This is a genomic window from Campylobacter sp. IFREMER_LSEM_CL1097, assembly GCF_025772225.1.
In the GTDB taxonomy this organism is placed as follows: domain Bacteria; phylum Campylobacterota; class Campylobacteria; order Campylobacterales; family Campylobacteraceae; genus Campylobacter_D; species Campylobacter_D lari_D.
Genome location: NZ_JAKMRT010000009.1, coordinates 45,293 through 64,110, shown reverse-complemented (window position 1 = coordinate 64,110; position 18,818 = coordinate 45,293). Strand labels below are relative to the sequence as shown.

General features: G+C 31.2%; 18 protein-coding genes and 1 tRNA gene. 4 read left to right on the top strand and 15 right to left on the bottom strand.

Annotated elements, in window-relative coordinates; translation table 11 throughout:
* The first annotated feature begins 6 nt into the window (after window positions 1-6).
* Window positions 7-804 (top strand): ferritin-like domain-containing protein, encoded by a 798-nt coding sequence (locus L8W64_RS05385; RefSeq protein WP_263666310.1) that lies wholly within the window; start codon window positions 7-9, stop codon window positions 802-804.
* Window positions 805-807: 3 nt separating this feature from the next.
* Here L8W64_RS05385 and L8W64_RS05380 read toward each other — a convergent pair.
* The 4 genes from L8W64_RS05380 to acpP form a co-directional block, all read right to left on the bottom strand.
* Window positions 808-883 (bottom strand) — tRNA-Phe (locus tag L8W64_RS05380).
* A gap of 68 nt (window positions 884-951) precedes the next feature.
* Window positions 952-1,887, bottom strand: a complete 936-nt coding sequence (locus tag L8W64_RS05375; protein ID WP_263673059.1) for an acetyl-CoA carboxylase carboxyltransferase subunit alpha — start codon at window positions 1,885-1,887, stop codon at window positions 952-954.
* Between the two features lies 1 nt (window position 1,888).
* A complete protein-coding gene (locus tag L8W64_RS05370; protein ID WP_263673057.1) occupies window positions 1,889-3,103 on the bottom strand; it encodes a beta-ketoacyl-ACP synthase II in 1,215 nt (404 codons plus the stop codon).
* Between the two features lie 26 nt (window positions 3,104-3,129).
* Complete coding sequence (gene acpP / locus L8W64_RS05365) at window positions 3,130-3,363, bottom strand: acyl carrier protein (RefSeq protein WP_039617517.1); 234 nt, start codon at window positions 3,361-3,363, stop codon at window positions 3,130-3,132.
* A 145-nt stretch (window positions 3,364-3,508) separates the two neighbouring features.
* Between acpP and tenA the strand changes: the two genes are divergently transcribed.
* On the top strand, window positions 3,509-4,174 hold the full coding sequence (gene tenA / locus L8W64_RS05360) for a thiaminase II (RefSeq protein WP_263673055.1): 666 nt from the start codon (window positions 3,509-3,511) through the stop codon (window positions 4,172-4,174).
* A 15-nt stretch (window positions 4,175-4,189) separates the two neighbouring features.
* Here tenA and feoB read toward each other — a convergent pair whose 3' ends face one another.
* From feoB to L8W64_RS05325, 7 genes are all read right to left on the bottom strand, one after another.
* On the bottom strand, window positions 4,190-6,214 hold the full coding sequence (feoB, locus tag L8W64_RS05355) for a ferrous iron transport protein B (RefSeq protein ID WP_263673054.1): 2,025 nt from the start codon (window positions 6,212-6,214) through the stop codon (window positions 4,190-4,192).
* Complete coding sequence (locus L8W64_RS05350) at window positions 6,214-6,441, bottom strand: FeoA family protein (RefSeq protein ID WP_039627920.1); 228 nt, start codon at window positions 6,439-6,441, stop codon at window positions 6,214-6,216. The genes feoB and L8W64_RS05350 overlap by 1 nt, the downstream gene beginning before the upstream one ends.
* A gap of 92 nt (window positions 6,442-6,533) precedes the next feature.
* Window positions 6,534-7,874 (bottom strand): MmgE/PrpD family protein, encoded by a 1,341-nt coding sequence (locus L8W64_RS05345; RefSeq protein WP_263673053.1) that lies wholly within the window; start codon window positions 7,872-7,874, stop codon window positions 6,534-6,536.
* Between the two features lie 6 nt (window positions 7,875-7,880).
* Window positions 7,881-9,245 (bottom strand): adenylosuccinate lyase, encoded by a 1,365-nt coding sequence (purB, locus tag L8W64_RS05340; RefSeq protein ID WP_173787881.1) that lies wholly within the window; start codon window positions 9,243-9,245, stop codon window positions 7,881-7,883.
* 3 nt (window positions 9,246-9,248) lie between these two features.
* A complete protein-coding gene (locus tag L8W64_RS05335; protein ID WP_263673051.1) occupies window positions 9,249-10,418 on the bottom strand; it encodes a trans-sulfuration enzyme family protein in 1,170 nt (389 codons plus the stop codon).
* 12 nt (window positions 10,419-10,430) lie between these two features.
* Window positions 10,431-11,870 carry a C4-dicarboxylate transporter DcuC gene (dcuC, locus tag L8W64_RS05330; protein WP_263673050.1) on the bottom strand — a complete coding sequence of 480 codons (1,440 nt, stop codon included), beginning with the start codon at window positions 11,868-11,870 and terminating at the stop codon, window positions 10,431-10,433.
* 3 nt (window positions 11,871-11,873) lie between these two features.
* Window positions 11,874-12,236 carry a Rid family detoxifying hydrolase gene (locus tag L8W64_RS05325; RefSeq protein WP_044598311.1) on the bottom strand — a complete coding sequence of 121 codons (363 nt, stop codon included), beginning with the start codon at window positions 12,234-12,236 and terminating at the stop codon, window positions 11,874-11,876.
* A 167-nt stretch (window positions 12,237-12,403) separates the two neighbouring features.
* On the opposite strand from L8W64_RS05325, the gene L8W64_RS05320 reads away from it, so the two are divergent.
* On the top strand, window positions 12,404-13,078 hold the full coding sequence (locus L8W64_RS05320; RefSeq protein WP_263673049.1) for a transcriptional regulator: 675 nt from the start codon (window positions 12,404-12,406) through the stop codon (window positions 13,076-13,078).
* A gap of 3 nt (window positions 13,079-13,081) precedes the next feature.
* On the opposite strand, the gene L8W64_RS05315 is transcribed toward L8W64_RS05320, so the two are convergent.
* The 4 genes from L8W64_RS05315 to L8W64_RS05300 all read right to left on the bottom strand — a co-directional run bounded on the left by L8W64_RS05315 (window position 13,082) and on the right by L8W64_RS05300 (window position 17,941).
* Entirely contained in the window at window positions 13,082-14,413 is a 1,332-nt protein-coding gene (locus L8W64_RS05315) for an anaerobic C4-dicarboxylate transporter family protein (protein WP_263673048.1), read from the bottom strand.
* Between the two features lie 20 nt (window positions 14,414-14,433).
* Window positions 14,434-15,831 (bottom strand): argininosuccinate lyase, encoded by a 1,398-nt coding sequence (gene argH, locus L8W64_RS05310; RefSeq protein ID WP_263673046.1) that lies wholly within the window; start codon window positions 15,829-15,831, stop codon window positions 14,434-14,436.
* Window positions 15,832-16,003: 172 nt separating this feature from the next.
* Window positions 16,004-16,465 carry an ankyrin repeat domain-containing protein gene (locus tag L8W64_RS05305; protein WP_220566807.1) on the bottom strand — a complete coding sequence of 154 codons (462 nt, stop codon included), beginning with the start codon at window positions 16,463-16,465 and terminating at the stop codon, window positions 16,004-16,006.
* A gap of 51 nt (window positions 16,466-16,516) precedes the next feature.
* A complete protein-coding gene (locus L8W64_RS05300) occupies window positions 16,517-17,941 on the bottom strand; it encodes a catalase (protein WP_263673045.1) in 1,425 nt (474 codons plus the stop codon).
* Window positions 17,942-18,159: 218 nt separating this feature from the next.
* Between L8W64_RS05300 and L8W64_RS05295 the strand changes: the two genes are divergently transcribed.
* Window positions 18,160-18,798, top strand: coding sequence for a transcriptional regulator (locus tag L8W64_RS05295; protein ID WP_220566805.1), 639 nt, complete (start codon window positions 18,160-18,162; stop codon window positions 18,796-18,798).
* Window positions 18,799-18,818 lie beyond the last annotated feature (20 nt).

The window sequence follows — 18,818 nt, the reverse complement described above, 5'->3', positions numbered from 1 at the left end:
TTAAAAATGAAAAGAAATTTCTTTAAAGAATTAGAAAAAATTTTATATCACAAAGATATTTTCAAAAAGATTGAATTATTTAATGAATTTTATGAAAATTTTAAATCTAATTTGTATGATTTTAATCATTCACATGAAGCGATCATTTGTGAAAACTCACAAGTTAAAATCCTTCATCCTATGAAAATAAGGCGTCCAAAAGAAGCAAATAGTACTTTATCTTTAGCTAAAATATTACATTCAGTTGCACATATAGAATATAGTGCTATAAATTTGGCCTTAGATGCTAGTTATAGATTTAAAAATTTGCCATTGAAATTTTATCAAGATTGGCTTGAGGTAGCTGATGAGGAAATTAAGCATTTTTTACTTTTAGAAAAAACTTTAAATGAACTTGGTTTTAAATATGGAGATTTCTATGCCCATGATAATCTTGAAAAAGCCTTATTTTTAACCAAAGATAATCTTGCTCACAGAATGGGCATAGTGCATAGAGGACTTGAAGCAAAAGGACTTGATGCCAATCCTTTTGTCTTAGAAAAATTAAACACAACTAATCATCCTATAAAAAGTTTATTTGGTGAAATTTTTACCATTATATTAAATGATGAGATTAAACATGTAAATAAAGGAGATTTTTGGTGGAATTATGCAAAAAATGAAAATGATGATTATATGGATCTTTGTGCCAAATATAAAGAATTTAATCTTTTAGGAAAAGTATATAATAAAACAGCTAGAATACAAGCAGGATTTAGTGAAAACGAACTTCAAAAATTAGATGATTTTTATAATAGAAAATGAAGATGGTGGTTAGAGGCAGAATCGAACTGCCGACACGCAGATTTTCAGTCTGCTGCTCTACCGACTGAGCTATCCAACCACTGAATTGAAGTTGTAATTATACAATAGTTTTTTTAAAAAAAGTTGAAATTTGCATAAAAATGCAAATCATTCAGCAAAAGCACCAAATTTAAAGATTTTTTGCATTCTTAATGCGGCTAATTCGCGTTTATCGTATTGTTCTAACTCTTCTATAGCTTTTAAGATATAATCACTTAAATTTTTAATCGCGTTTTCTTTATCTCTATGAGCTCCACTCATTGGCTCTTCGATAACATCATCTATTAAACCTTGAGTTTTTAAATCATCAGCAGTTACTTTCATGGCTTTAGCAGCAGCTTCACTTTTTGATGGATCATTCCATAAAATAGCAGCACAACCCTCAGGTGAAATCACAGAAAAAACTGAATTTTTCATCATAGCAAGTTTATCAGCTACTCCTATAGCCAAAGCACCACCACTTCCACCTTCACCTATAACTACTGCTATAGTAATTGTTTTAAGGGCACTTAACTCGTATAAATTTCTAGCTATAGCCTCACTTTGACCACGCTCTTCAGCGCCCACTCCTGGGTAAGCACCCGGAGTATCTATTAAAAACAATACCGGTATGTCAAATTTTTCAGCCATTTTTGCTACTCTTAGAGCTTTTCTATAACCTTCAGGATGAGGCATACCAAAATTTCTATGAAGTTTATCTTTAGTACCTCTACCTTTTTGCTCACCTATAACAATAATTTTTTTCCCACCTATATAACCTGCATAACACACAATAGCAGGATCATCTCTAAAAGCACGATCACCATGAATTTCATAAGCATCACTTAGTATAGCTTGAATATAATCAAGCGCATAAGGACGATCAGGATGTCTTGCAAGCTGTAAGCGTTGGTAATCGCTTAAATTTTTATAAACTTTTTGAGTTTCTTTTTCAAGGTTTTTTTCTAAAATTTTTACTGCTTCATCATCACCTTTGATTTTAGCATTTGCTAAATCTTCATCAATTTGCTGAATATTTTTTTCAAAATCTAAATAAGAAGCCATATTAATCTACTTTTTTGAAAATCACACAACCATTTGTTCCACCAAAACCAAAAGAATTGCTCATTACAACATTAACTTCGCTTTTTCTTGCAGCATTTGGTATATAGTCAAGATCGCAATTTTCATCTGCTACGATTTGATTGATAGTTGGCGGTAATACACCTTGATCAAGTGCCATTAAAGAAATAACAGCTTCAATAGCACCAGCAGCACCCAAACAATGGCCTGTTTGACCTTTTGTAGAACTAACTAAAGGAATTTGATCTTTGAAAAGTTCTTTAATAGCTGCTGTTTCATTTTTATCATTTACTGGAGTAGAAGTTCCGTGTGCATTAATATAATCTACTTTTGGATTTCCTGCCATTTTTAAGGCTTTTTTCATAGCACGCAATGGCCCTTCTAAAGTAGGTGAAGTGATATGATGTGCATCTGCACTTTCGCCAAAACCTACCAACTCAGCATAAATTTTAGCTCCACGCTTTTTAGCAGCCTCATACTCTTCAAACACTAAAGCACCAGCACCCTCACCCATTACAAAACCATCTCTTTCTTTATCAAATGGTCTTGAAGCCTTAGCTGGATCATCATTTCTAGTAGAAAGAGCTTTCATAGCAGCAAAGCCACCTATACCCACAGCACAAATGGCTGCTTCAGCACCTACTACAAGCATTTTATCTGCATTGCCTAAAGCTATGCTTTTATAAGCTTCGCCTATAGCATGAGTTCCTGCTGCACAAGCAGTTACGCATGAGATATTTGGTCCTTGTAATCCATGCTCGATTGAAATAATCCCACCAAGCATATTAACTAAAGCAGATGGTATGAAAAAAGGAGTAATTTTACGTGGTCCACGCTGTGCGCAAGTAACGGAATTTTTTTCTATATTTGGTAAACCACCTATACCAGCTGCTGAAACTACACCAAATTCTTCTTTATTTAAAGTTTCATCAAATTTAGCATCTTCCATAGCTTCTTTTGCTGCTTTAATACCAAGTTGTATAAAACGATCTATTTTTTTAACCTCTTTAGCATCGCAGACACTTAAAGGATCAAAATTTTTTACTTCAGCAGCAATTTGCACTGGAAAATCAGTGGTATCAAAAAGAGTGATTTTATCAACGCCACTTTTGCCATCACAAATTGCTTTAAATGAGCTATCTTTGTCTAAGCCAAGAGCATTGATCATTCCTATACCTGTTACTACAACGCGTTTCAAACCGCACTCCTTATTAAAAATTAAAATTATTTTTGAAGATTTTCTATATAATTAACAACATCTTCAATTTTTACTAGTTTTTCAGCATCACTGTCTGGAATTTCCACATCAAATTTTTCTTCTAAAGCCATAACTAATTCAACAACATCCAAAGAGTCAGCACCCAAATCTTCAATGATTTTAGATTCCATTTTAACTGCATCTTCATCAACACTAAGTTGCTCAACAACTACTTTTTTTACATCATCAAAAATTGCCATTTTTATCTCCTAGTTTAAAAAATTAAAACGCATTTTACAATAAAAAAATAAATTTCTTGTTTAAAAAGTTAAAAATTAAAGATTATTACGAAAAATTTAATTATCTGTGTTTAAATAAAAGCTTAAATTTTAGCAAAGGAAATTAATGCTTTTAGATAAACTTATAAAAGAAAATAAAAAAACTTGGGAGCAATACATCTATCATGAATTTGTAAAAAAACTTCAAAATGGTACTTTAGAAAAAGATACATTTTTGTTTTATCTTAAACAAGATTATATCTTTTTAAATAATTATGCAAAATGCTATGCCCTGCTTGCTTTAAATGCAAATAACTCTAAAGAAATTCAATTTGCCATTAAAAATCAAAACTACACTTTAGAAGGAGAATTGGAACTTCACAGAAGTATTTTAAAACTAGGTATTGATGTAGAAAAACTTGGCTATAAAGATGAAAGTTTAACTAATATTGCGTATACAAGATACTTACTAAGTGTGGGGCAAAATGGTGATTATTTGGATATGCTGTGTGCTTTGAGTGCTTGTGCTATAGGCTATGCATATATAGGGGAAGAAATTTATAAAGGGCTTAGTGAAAAAAGCTTAGAAAATCATCCTTACAAAGAGTGGATTTTAACCTATGCAGGTAAAGAATTTCAAGATGAAATTAAAGAATTTAAAGACTTTTTTAATTCTTATGCAAATAGCATTAGTGAAGAAAAATTTAAAAAATTAAACGAAATTTTTTATACTACTATAAGACTTGAAACAGCCTTTTGGCAACACTCTTTAGAGCAAAAAATGGAAATTTAATCATCATAAAGATGATTAAATTATCAATTTAGTAATATTAATCCCAAAAAAAGCGATCAAATATGCACATAAAGATGTAAATATAAAAAGATACCATGCATACTTTTTATTTCCTGCTTCTTTGGCAAAAACTATAGTTGCTGCAAAGCAAGGATTATAAATCATAACAAAAAGTATAAAAGCAACTGCTGTGCTAAAAGGGATGTTTTCTTTTATGGCTTCTTGTAAATTTAAACTTGTCTCATCAACTTCATCACCTAAAGAATAAAGCACACCCATAGTAGAAACCATCACTTCTTTAGCCGCTAAACCACTTACCAAAGATACACTAAGTTTCCAATCAAAGCCAAGTGGTGCAAAAATAGGCTCTATTGCTTTGCCAAATTGTCCAAGATAACTATTTTCTATCTGAAGTTCTTGAGTTAAAGCATCTTGAGTATTATTTTCTTGTGCAGGAAAATTACTCGCAAACCAAATAAGCAAAGAAGCTATCAAAATAAATGTTCCTGCTTTTTTTAAATACATTTTGGCTTTGTTAAACACCATAAACCATACCAAATTCCAATTTGGCATTCTATATTTTGGCATTTCCATTACAAAAGGTTCATCTTGTCCTCTGAAAGCGCTCATTCTTAAAATCTTAGCTGCAATCAAACCCAAAAACGCACCCAAAAGATAAATCCCAAAAAGATAATTTCCCGCCACATCAGTAGGAAAAAACACTCCAACAAAAAGCACATATACAGGAAGTCTTGCGCCACAACTCATAAAATTAATAATAAAAAGAGTTAATAGTCTATCTTTTTTATTTTTTAAAGTTCTTGTAGCCATAAATGCAGGTACTGAACAGCCAAAACCCGTGATTAAAGGGATAAAACTTTTACCATGTAAGCCAAATTTGTATAAAATTCCATCTAATAAAAATGCAACCCTAGCCATATATCCAGTTGTTTCAAGCAAGGCTATACCAAAAAATAAAATCATAATATTTGGTAAAAAAGTTATAACCGCACCGACTCCACCTAAAACACCATCAGCTAAAGCTGAAGCGATAAATTCATTGCTAATATTATTTTTTACCATATCACCTAAATTAGCAAAAAACATTTCTATATAATCCATAGGGATTTGACCTAAAGTAAAGGTTAATTGAAATAAAGCCCACATAAAAAACAAAAATATAGGAATTCCTAAAAATTTATTAATTAAAATAGAATCTATTTCTTTGGTATGATTTTTATACTTAACACTCTTGCTTAAAACCTTAACACATATACCATTTGCAAAAGCAATTAGCTCTTCTTTAAAAATACTTTCCATATCTTTGCTATGATATGCCATATAAATTTTTTCTAAAGCTTCATCAAGTATTTTTCCCAAAGCGTGCGAAATGACTATATTAACTTCATTTTTAAGCAAAGCTATCGCTAAATCTTTTGTAGAAAAATCTAAATAAGTAATTTCATTTTGATTTAAAAATTCACTTATTTTTGCAAGTTCTTCTTCTATGATATCGCTATAAACACGCTCTTTAGCTTCAAATTTAGCTTCATGGGTTGAAATGATTAAATCCAAAAGTGCATTTAGATTTTCTTTAGTTTTAGCGCACACGCCAAGACAAGGTGTATTTAGAAGTTGGGATAAAATTTTAAAATCTATACTAAAACCTTCATTTTTAGCTTCATCTTGCATATTTAAAGCCATAATCATTTTGATTTTAGCTTCTATTAAAGATGCACTCAAAATCAAATTACGCTCTAAATTTGTAGAATCAAGCACATTTACTACAAGATCAAATTTACCCTTTTTTAAAAAATCTTTTGTAATTTTTTCTTCTTCGCTATAACCATCTAATGCATAAGTTCCTGGTAAATCTATAAATTTAAACTCATAATTTTTATAAATTAATATAGCCTCAGCCTTTTCAACCGTAACACCGCTAAAATTTCCAACTTTCATATTAGCTTTACAAAGTGCGTTAATTAATAAACTTTTACCAACATTTGGCTGACCTACTAAAGCAACGATGATTTCTTTCATTAAAACTCTTTTGAAATTTGTATTATTTTTGCTTCACTTGAGCGTAAAATCACGCAAGTTGTATCAAGTTCTACCATAATAGTAGAATTTGCTATAGAAGAGCGAATTTTTTTAACTTTTTTGTTTTTTGCAAAACCAAAACTAAAAAGTCTTGCTTGGAGTTGTTTATCTGCTTCAAAGCCTACTATAAAGGCTTCTTCATTGTCTTTTAATGTATCTAAAGTCATGTTTTTCCTTACAAAAACTAAGATAAGACATTATATAAAAAATTCAATTATTTATTTTTTAAAATAATAAGCAATCTCAAAAAATGAGATTGCTAGAAATCAAAATCATTTAGATTTTCTAAATTTTGAAGCTTTTTGACTAATTCCTCAGCCTTTTCTAAAGAAAGTGCTATGCTAGCATTAGAAAGAAATTTATCTTTTAATTCATCAAAACTTAAAGGATTATCAAAATTTCCTTTATTTATAAACACATCTTTTTTAATTACTCTTCCATCATTTAAAACAGCTTCTAAATGTCCTGGAAAGTATTTAGGGAAACCGCTAGATTTTTTCTTCTCATAGCTAATTTTTCTAGCAAATTCTATTAGTTCAGCTCTATTTAAATTTTCATAAGATTTTAAAGTAATTTTGCCATCAAAAAACGCTAAAGCCATTAAAAAAGGCATGGAAAATTTGGCCGCATAAGCACTTTGTGGAGTGTATTTTGCTTCTATTGGATCACAGATAAATGAAATTGGCACTTCATCTACAAAGCAATGCAAACTTTTGATATCTTGCGCTTTTAAGCCATCATTTCTTAAACTCATAGCACAATCAATAAGCCCATGTGCAAAATGACAACTTGGATAAGGTTTTAACGAAACTTGCATTACTTGCCAAATTTCATTCAAGCCCTTACAAAGTTCATTTTTATCACACTCATCTTCTAAACCAAAAGTTCTAAAGATATTATCCCTTCCTTCAAATATACTCAAAGGACCGCTCATATTAGCTTTTGCGAAATTTGCTACCAAAATTCCATTTTTCAAAGCATTAGCTATGTGTAAAACTTTAGAATTAGACCCATTAGATAAAAATTCATTTACCCCGCTTGCAAAACTTCCTGCTAAACCTAGTGCATTGATGATTTGTTCTTTGTTTAAATCAAGCAAAACACAACTTGCAGCCACACTACCAAAAATTCCTGCTATAGCTGTAGTATGAAAGCCGCATTTGTGGAAACTTCCTTTGCTTGCTATACCCACTCTAGCAGCAATTTCCCAACCAATAATAAAGGCTTTTAAAACTTTCTTTCCATCTTTACTTACACTAAATCCATAAGTTAAACAAAGTGGAGTTAAAATAGCACTAGCGTGCAAAATAGCTTCAGTATGAGTATCATCAAAATCAAGGGCATGCGCTGCAATAGCATTTACCATCGCAGCATAAATTACATCAAGTTTTTTATCCCCACTCCAAATTTTTTCACTAGGATTTACGCTTAAAGCTTCAAAAGTCTTAGTTGCATTTAAAACACAAGCTTCATTTTTAGCAGCTAGGGCTGTTCCTAGTGCATCAAGCATAAGCTCTTTTGCTCTTTGCTTTACTTCACTAGGAATAGCTTCATAGTCTAAATTTACGATAAATTCGGCTAGTTTTTCACTTAAATACATTTTTTTCTACTTTAGAATTTGTGCATTAGCGATTTTTTCTAAGAACTCATCAACTAATTTTGGTGCATAACCTACATAAGTTGTAGCATCCATTAAAACATCAATGTCTTTTTCACTTAAAACCTTACTTACACGCTCATCTTCAAGCAAAACAACTTTAAAAGTTTTATGATTTTCTATACCTCTCATAGCATTTTCATAAACAATTTCATGTGCATGTTGCTTACCATAATGATCACTCAAAGCAAACATCACGCGTTCTGCCAATACAAAGCCATTAAGCGTATCAAGATTTTTTAACATTTTGTCTTTTTTAACTTCTAAATCATCAAAGACAAATTTCATATTTGCTAATACCACTGAAAGCATTAAAAATGCTTCTGGTAAAAGCTTCCATTCCATTTTCCAAACTTGACCATCTCTTTCATGCTCATGTCTTTCTATATCACTTAAAATTGCAATATTAGCTCTTAGGGCATTACTTACAGTCACTGCGTTTTCACTTACTGCGGGATTTCTTTTATGAGGCATAGTAGAACTTCCTACTTGACCTTTTCCAAAAGGCTCAGCAATTTCATCGATTTCATTATGAGCTAAGATTAAAAGTTGATGTGCGATTTTGTTAAAGGTTGCGTTGATATTACCTAAAACATAACCAAGCTCAATAAAACGATCTCTTGCTGGTTGCCATGAGATGTCAGGAACTTCTAAACCTAAGCTTTCTAAAGTAAGTTTTTCTACTTCATTAGCCTTGTCACTTAAGCTTGCTTTAGTTCCCACTGCACCTACGATTAATCCTACATATAATCTTTTTTCAAGTTCGATAATTCTTTCATAGTGACGATTAAGCTCACTTAGCCAAATTGCAACTTTGTGTCCAAAAGTTATAGGTAAAGCTTGTAAAGCTAAGGTTCTTCCCATCATTGCAGTGTTCTTATGCTCTTTTGCGATTTTTGCTAAATTTTTAGCTATATCTTTTAAATCTTGTTTGATTAAAGCCATAGCTTCTTTAAATTGTAAAACTATGCCTGTGTCAATGATATCTTGTGTTGTTACACCAAAATGCACATATTCGCCAAGACCATTTTCACAAGCTTTTTCCAAACCTCTAACAGTAGGCACTAAAGGGTGTTTAGTCTTTTTAAACTCAGCAAAAATAAAATCCATATCCATAAATTTATAATGCGCTTTTTTAGCTATTTCTGTAGCTGCCTCATTAGGGATAATGCCAAGTTTTGCTTGAGCTTTTGCCAAAGCAGCTTCTACATCAAGCCATTTTTGAATTCTATTTTCTTCACTAAAAATAGCTCTCATTGCAGGGGTGCTCCAAGAATCTTGAAGCAACCTCATATCAAATACACTCACACCCATGTTTTATCCTTTAAAATTTATTTTTTCAAATGCTTGTTTTAAATCAGCAATCAAATCCTTACTATCTTCAAGACCTATATGAAATCTTACAAAAGGACCTCTAGTGCTCCAATCTGTTGCCGTTCTTGGCGGAGTAGTAACAGTAGCTAAACTCTCATATCCACCCCAGCTTGCACCGATTGAAAAATACTCTAAATTATCTACAAATTTAACGGCTTGTTCTTTAGAAATGCCATCTGCAAATTCAATCGTTACCATACCATTAGCGCCTTTATGATCGCGCATAAAAACTTCATGGTTTGGGTGAGTTTTTAATTTTGGATAAAAAATTGTTTTAACTTCTTTTCTACTTTGTAAAAACTCTACCACCTCATCTGCACTTTTTTCATGTGCTTTCATTCTTACATCTAAAGTTCTCATACCACGAAGCACTAGATAAGCATCATCAGGACTTGTAGTAAATCCTAAAGCTTCTGGTAATTTGTCAAAATTTTTCCATTCTTTTTCATTAATCACTACTATACCCATAGTAACATCTGAATGCCCGCTTAAGTACTTAGTCGCTGCAATTACTGAAATATCTGCTCCAAGCTCAAGCGGGTTTAAAAAATACCCACTTGAATAAGTATTATCAATCGCTACTGGTATGTTATGTTTGTGTGCAATTTCACAAAGTTTTGGTAAGTCTATGATTTCATAAAGTATAGAACCTGGACTTTCACAAAGGATTAATTTTGTGTTTGGTTTGATTTTTTCCTCTACATCAGAAGCATCAGCTTTTAAAAAGTCAATTTCTACACCCATTTTAGTTAAAAATAAATCACAAATTGTTCTAACAGGTCCATAAATAGCATCAGTGATTAAAAAATGAGCATCTTTACTAGCATAATTTAAAAGCACCATAGCTAATGCTGCAAGCCCTGTTGGGAAAAGTTGTGCTCTATAACCACCCTCAAGCTCACAAATAAGTTTTTCAAGTTCAAAATTTGTAGCTGTTCCTCTAGCACCATAACTTAAAACACGCTCATTTTTTCTTAGCTCGCGGTATTTTTGCCAAGTAGCATGATCTTTAAAAAGTATGGTTGATGCACGCATTAAGGTTGGATTAACTGATCTTGCTTCAGCGTTTTGATCGCCTCTTCCTAGGTGGATTAATTTAGTTTTATTATTCATTTTAAGTCCTTTTTACAAATAAACATAAGTCATAATCACATTAACAATAGCAGCTACAAGCATAGGAATAGCTGTTCTTTTTACAACTTGTAATGGATTTACTTTAGCCATAGCTGAAATTGCCAAAATAGCTGGTGCAATAGGTGAAACACATCTACCAAAACCTGTCATGATTTGGATAGGTGCTATCATAGTTATAGTTTCAACTCCAAAAGATTTTGCTATATTTGGAATGAGTGGTGCAAAAGAAAAAAATGCTGCATTTCCTGAACCCATTAAAAATGCGCACACAGCAAGTAAAATAGAAACTGCTATGATGATAGCAAGCACTCCAAAACCTGCATCTTTTGCAAAGTCTATTAAAGTATCTACAAAACCAACTGATAAAAGGCCACTTGCAAAAACTTGGCCACAAACGATCAAAGAAACCGTGATTACAAACAAATGTCCCATACCTTTGAAAAATACCATGATAGAATTTAAAGTATCAATTAAACTTTTATAACGAATGATTTCAAAAATAATTGCTATAAAAGTTGAAATCATCATAGCAACCGGTACATTCATTCTAATTGCAGTAGATGAAGCTGCTTTAACATCTTCCATGGTAGTAAATCCCATTAACACCATAATGCTATCTAAAACACTACTAAAGCCCAAAATTAACACTAAAGGTATAATAGGTAAAATCGCATAAATTCTAGGTGGTTTTTTAAGCTCTTCACTTTTGCCATCATGTTCTGCTAATTCTTTTTCAACATCATCACGGTTAAATGTGAAATTTTCTTTTTTATCAAAATATTTTGAGCAAAAATAAATCGCAATACCCACTGCTATAATAATAGGCACAGTTGTAGGAAGCTGATAATGCACAAAATATACCGCAGGATCAATTTCAGCTGTTTTTGCAGCTAAAATTACATTACCACTTCCTGGACCATGGTCAATGTATTGACAAATAGCAATAATCGAAAGCGCAGAAAGCTTAGAAACACCTGAACGCACTAAAATAGGGTACATTGTAACCATAAGCAAAAGTGCTAAACCTGCATGTGAAGGTATAAAAAGCACTAAAAACTGGATCACAAAATATGAAACCAACAATAAAACATAAGGTGATTTCACAGCTTTTAAAGGTCTTTCAAATACTTTAAATAAAGCATAACTTGCACCTACATGATCCATATAAGCAGAAAATCCTGCTATACACATTAAAGTAAGTCCAAGACCTGCTAGAGTACTTGACATTTTAGTATTTACTACTTGAAAAATATCAAAAAGACCTAAATGTAAAGATTGTTTTTCATTAATAATTGGAGAAAGTCCAAAAATTCCTGCTAAAGCTAACAAGAATAAACCACTTAAAAGCAACGCCATGTGGGCGTTGATTTTTTTATAGAGCATAAAAACAAGTAAAAATACAGAACATCCTGCAAAAAATAAACCCAACATGCTCTATCCTTTATGAGCAATAACCTCTATCTCCACTTTTGCTCCTTTAGGAAGATCTTTTACCGCAAAAGCACTTCTTGCAGGATATGGAGCTGCGAAAAATTCAGAATAAACCTCATTGAAAGCCAAAAAATCATCAATATTTGCTAAAAAGCAAGTCGTTTTAACTACATTATTAAAATAAAGATTATTTTCTTCTAATATAGCCTTGATATTTAACAATGATTGTCTTGTTTGTTCTTTTACATCTTCACTTTCTATGTTTCCACTTTGTGGATTAATAGGAAGTTGTCCTGAAATAAATAACAAACCATTAGCTTCTCTATAAGCTGAATATGGTCCTATAGCCTTTGGATAATTTGCCATGTATACTCCTTGTGTTTAAATGAAATCATAATATAATATTATCATCATAATAATAAATTGTCAATATTTTTTTATCATAATAATAATTTTTTTTATTGTTGTAAATATTAACAACTTTGATGAAAATATTTTGTAAAATAACAAAAAACAACAAAAAGGTCTAGATCATGGATGAACAACAAAAAGAATTATTTATCAAACTCACTCAATTTTTAGGGCAAGTTCTTGGAGATCAGTATGAAATAGTTTTTCATGTGATTTCACCTGAGGGTTCATATATAGCAGCCATTGCAAATAATCATATTAGCGGAAGGACAATCAATTCTCCATTAACCTCTTTTGCGAGTGAGCTTGTACAAGAAAAAGAGTATTTAAATAAAGATTTTTTATGTGATTACAAAGCAAAGGTTGAAAAGTCTAAGATCGTTACCGGATCAACCTTTTTTATAAAAAACCAAAATAAAATTGTAGGAATTTTATGTATAAATCACGACACCACAGAACTTAGAAATGCTATTAGTAAAATCATAGAACTAGAAAAAATTAATGATTTTAGTGATTTATTAGATATTCACAATCAAAACAACGTAAATTTACACAATGTGAGTAATATAGAAACACTTAGTCATTCTATAGAAGATATTCTAGCTGAAAACATAGACTTAAAATATTTAAATTCAGGATATAGCTTAAGCACTGAACAAAAAGATGAGATTATTAAAAAGCTTCATTCAAAGGGAATTTTTAATATAAAAGGAAGCATACCTATAGTTGCTAAGTCACTTAATATATCAGAACCTAGCGTCTATAGATATTTGCAAAAATTTAAAAATAGCCTTTAATAGCTAAAAAACTATTTGCGATATAAAATAAGCACTCACAACAGCACCAATGATTAAAGCAAAACCTGGTCTTAAATAAGAGTGATTGATCACAAATTTTCCTATTTTTGTTGTGCCTGTTCTATCAAAAGCCACACAAGCTATTTGATTAGCTCCTGGTACTATAAAATCTCCACTCACGCAAGGATAAAGCACGATAAGAATTTGAGGAGGAATTCCCAAACTCACACCCAAGGGCATCAAAGCAGCTACTGTTGCAGCTGGAGAAAAAATCACCATAGAAAAGGCAAATAAAGCTACACCAAATAAATACGGATAATCTTCTACAATATGTGATAAAGAATCACTAAATAAAGGCTTGTAAGCTTCAAAAAATGTCCCTGTCATCCAAGCTATACCAAAAACCCCTACAACGCCTATAAGTCCTGATTTAAATACAGAAGCTTCACCAAGTTTATTAGCAGGAACTTTAGCAAAAAGCATAATTAAACAAGCTGTTGCAAGCATGATCATTTGAATTAAATTTGGGGTAGAAAGTCTTTCTATTTTACCATTTGCAAGCTCATAGTGAGGTAACAAATTTGTAAAAGTCCCGAAGAAAATAATGGTTAAAATCCCCAAAGCAAATATCAATAAAGCTCTTTTAACTTTAGGATCTGCTTCTTGTTTATCTTCTTGTTTATCTTGAGTTAAAAATTGATACTCCCCTGCTCTTACTCTTCTTTGAAATTCCTCATCTTGCTCAAGCTCTTTTCCTCTTTTAAAAACGCTCAAACAAGCACATATAACACCAATTAAAAATGCTGGCATTACCACAGCTAATATTTGAACAAGTCCCACACCACTAATGGCTAAAATGGCTACCATACCTGCAGTGGCTGCACTCATAGGAGAAGCTACCACTGCAATACCTGCTGCTATAACTGAAACTGAAAGTGGTCTTTCAGGACGAATTTTAGCTTGAGCAGCTACTTCAGCAATCACTGGATAAATAGAAAAAGCCACATAAGTAGTACCACAAAATATTGTAAATGTGGATGTGATTAATGGACCCATAAAAACAATAGCTTGAGGTTTTTTCTTTAATGCTTTTTCAGCTATTTTTACTAGCAAATCAAGCCCGCCTGCGCTTTGCAAAACACTCACGCAAGTAATCACAGCAAGTATAATAAACACAACACTCACAGGAAGTGAAGCTGGTTGCATACCAAAAACTAACACCAAAATACACATACCAAGCCCACCTGCAACCCCAAGTCCTATACCACCATATCTACCACCTATGGCTATCATAGAAAAAATAATAAAAAGTTGAAGTATAAAAATAATATCCATCTAATCTTCGCCCTTATTGTTTATTTTTTACATTTATCCAACAATTCTTTTGCATGTTCAATTTGCTCTAATACAACTTTAGTTCCTGTACCACCATAAGAAAGTCTTGCGTCTATACAAGTTTCTAAAGCAATTACCTCATAAATATCTTCTTGGATATTTTCATTAAATCGATGGAATTCTTCCATGCTAAGCTCTTCAAGCATTTTTCCGTGTTTAATACAATAATTCACAGCTGAACCTACTATACTATGAGCTTCTCTAAATGGTATATTTTTTCTTACTAAATAATCAGCCATATCTGTGGCATTTGAAAATCCTTTTGCAGCTGCTGCTCTTGTATTATTAGCATTTACTTGCATTTTTTCTATCATAGGAGTTATAATTTTTAAACTTGCCATTAAAGTATCCATAGAATCATAAACTTGAGCCTTATCTTCACTCATATCAGTATTATAAGCTAATGGAATACCTTTCATAATAGTTAGCATTGCCATAACATTACCATACATTCTACCTGTCTTACCACGCATTTTTTCAGCTACATCAGGATTTTTCTTTTGAGGCATTATACTTGAACCGGTACAAAAATCATCACTTAATTCTATAAATTTAAAATCTTGACTTGAAAAAAGTATAAGCTCTTCACAAAAACGACTAAGGTGCATGAAACACATTGCAGCAATAGCAGTAAATTCAACCATGTGATCTCTATCACTTACACTATCAATGCTATTTTCTGTTGGTTTAGTAAAGCCTAGTTCTTTGGCACAAAAATGTCTGTCTATATTAAATGTAGTTCCGCCAAGTGCAGCTGCTCCCAAAGGACACTCATTCATTCTTTTATATAAATCCTCAAAACGAGAATAATCCCTACTTAACATCCAAAAATACGCCATAATCCAATGTGAAAAAAGCACTGGCTGGCCCGTTTGCAAATGCGTATAACCTGGCATAATAGCTTTGATATTTTTTTGAGCTTGATGGACGATTTCTTCTTGCAAAGTAGTAATTTGAGTTAATACTTCTTTAATAACTGCTCTCATATGAATTTTTGAATCAAGAGTAGTTTGGTCATTTCTACTTCTTGCGGTGTGAAGTTTTCCACCTACTGGACCTACGATTTGTGTCATTCTTTTTTCTACAGCCATATGAATATCCTCATCAGCTATATCAAACACAAAAGTACCATTTTGAATTTCTTCTCTAACTTGTTCTAAGCCCTTAATGATAGTCTTTGCTTCATCGTCTTTTATAATACCTTGTTTTGCAAGCATGGTGCAGTGAATTATACTACCTTGTATATCAAAAGGAGCAAGTCTTGGCTCAACTGGTAGTGAAGCAGTATATTCTTCAACTAATTTATTTGTAGGTAAATCAAAACGCCCACCCCATAATTTTTCTGTTTTGTTAGACATTTGTTATCCTTTCATTAAAAAATTAGGGGTAATTTTATTTGAATTTATTTTAATTTAGCTTAAATTTTTTATTTCTATAATAAAAAATTTTAAAAATTTATAATTTAATAATAGAATTTTTTGATAATTTTAAATAAATAAAATATATTTTTAATATATTATAAATTATTAACTATTTTTTGAAAATTTTTAATACACTAAAAGCTATTTTTTTAAGAAAACTTTTTTTAGAATTCTTTGTTAAAAACTCTACTATATCTCTATGCCCAAACATCAACGCAAAAGTAAAAGGTGTCATACCAAGACCATTGTTTTCATCAATATTTGCTCCATGTTCTACCAAAAGCTTACACATAGGTAAATATCCTTTAAAACACACCCCTGCTAATGGAGTTTGCCCTCTATCATTTTTCTCATCTACCCTAGCATTATTTTCTAGTAAAAACTTAGCACATTCATAAGCATTATGATAACTTGCAAGCATTAAAAGACTATCGCCTTTATGATTTTTTAAATTCACACTCAAACCTGCTTCTATCATAATCTTTAAATTTTGTAAATCATTTTGTCTTGCGTAATCAAAAGCCATAGTGCAAAGCTCTTGAATTCTTTTTTCTTCTTCATTACTAAACATATTTTTCCTTTATAATCTTTAGTTTGCCACTTTTAAAGTGGCAAGTAAAAATTACATTTTCAAAGCTTTTTTAACGCCATTTGCATATTCACTTGAAATTTTTTCAAAATGACTTAATGCTCTTTGTATAATTTTTTCATCAACCCCACTCATAGAAGCAGCGATATTTTTAAATAATTGCTCTTTTTGATCTTGATTCATTATATCAAACAAGGCTCTTGGTTGGGTATAAAAATCATTATCAAGTGGAGCATATCTTTGCGCATTACCTTCAAGTGCTAAGTCAGGCTCTAGGTAATTTTTATCTTCTTTTGGACTATCATCATAACTATTTGGTTCATAATAAGCAAGGCCATTTTTGTAAGTGTCAAAATTCATAGCACCTGCTACATTATAAGTATTTACTTCACTTTTTGCACGATTAACTGGTAATAAATGATAATTTGTCCCTATGCGATATCTGTGTGCGTCAGGATAAGAAAAAATTCTAGCTTGCAACATTTTATCAGGACTAAAACTAATACCAGGAACAATATTGCTTGGACTAAATGCAGCTTGTTCTACTTCATTAAAGTAATTTTGTACATTTTTATTAAGTACTAATTCGCCTACTTCAATTAAAGGCACAATACTATGTGGCCAAACTTTAGTTAAATCAAAAGGATTAAAACCTAATTTTTCTGCTTCATCTTCTTTTAAAACTTGAATTTGGAAAGTCCATTTTGGAAAATCTCCTTTTTCAATAGCTTCATATAAATCTCTTTGATGACTTTCTCTATCATTTGCTATTAAATTTGCCGCTTCTTCGTTGGTTAAATTTTTAATACCTTGCTTGGTTTTAAAATGAAATTTCACCCAAAATCTTTCGTTTTTATCATTAATCAAACTATAAGTGTGACTTCCAAAACCATGCATATGACGATAGCTTGCAGGAATTCCTCTATCACTCATTAAAATAGTAACTTGATGTAAGCTTTCAGGACAAAGGCTCCAAAAATCCCATGCAGCATTATTGCTTCTTAAATGAGTTCTTGGATCTCTTTTTTGAGTGTGGATAAAATCAGGAAATTTATATGCATCTCTTATAAAAAATGTCGGAGTATTATTACCTACTAAATCCCAATTTCCTTCTTTAGTATAAAATTTAATAGCAAAACCTCTTACATCTCTTTCTGCATCAGCTGCACCTGCTTCGCCTGCAACGGTTGAAAATCTTATAAATAAAGGTGTATTTTCTCCAAGCTGTAAAACTTTTGCCTTGGTGTATTGAGAAATATCTTTAGTGATTTTAAGCTCCCCATAAGCACCGCTCCCTTTTGCATGAACAGTTCTTTCTGGAATTCTTTCTCTATTTTGATGGGCAAGTTTTTCTAACAAAATATAATCTTGCATTAAAAGTGGACCCTTAGCACCTGCGCTTAATGAATTTTGATTATCGGCTATGATATTTCCGAAATCATTGGTTAGTTTTTTCATCTTTTCTCCTTTTTATAAATAATAATTTTTATTATTTGATAAATTATATCCCTATATTATTAAAATAAAATTAAACAATAAAAATTATTATTTTTGAAAAAATAATCTTTTTTTAAGCATAATTATTTTTATTTTGTATTAAAATTGTTGAAAAATAAGAATAAGTGCTCTTATTTTAAATATTTTTACTACAAAATTAATAAAACAAGGAGAGTTTAATGGATAAAGAAACAAGAACTTACTATATTAAATTAGTGAAATTTCTTGCTGATGCTTTGGGAAGAAATTATGAAATAGTTTTGCATGATGTAAGTGAAGATGGTACTAATATAGCAGAAATAGCTAATAATCATATTAGCAAAAGAACTATAAATTCACCTCTAACAGGCTTTGCTATTGAAATGATTAAAAACAAAATCTATTTAGAGCGTGATTATATAACACATTATAAAACTTCAGCTAAAAGCTCACAAGTAATGTCAGGCTCTACTTTTTTTATTAAAAAAGATGAAAAACTTGAAGGTTTGCTTTGTATTAATCATGATACTTCAGCATTTAAAAAAATCTCTGATGAAATTTTAAATCTTGGAAATATTTATGATAATTCTTATGAAAGTCCTGAACAAGAAAATAAAGAATACATAAAACTTGATTTAGAAGAAATCGTTGAAGATATTACGGGGATAGATATTGAAAGTTTTAAAAATAAAAGTTTAAAACCAAAGGAAAAACAAAAAATGATAGCTAGTTTATATGAAAAAGGCGTATTTAATGTAAAAGGTGTTATTCCTAAAGTTGCGGAGCTTTTAAATATTTCAGAACCTAGTGTTTATAGACATTTACAAAAGATTAAATAATCATAATTTAAAAAAAATAT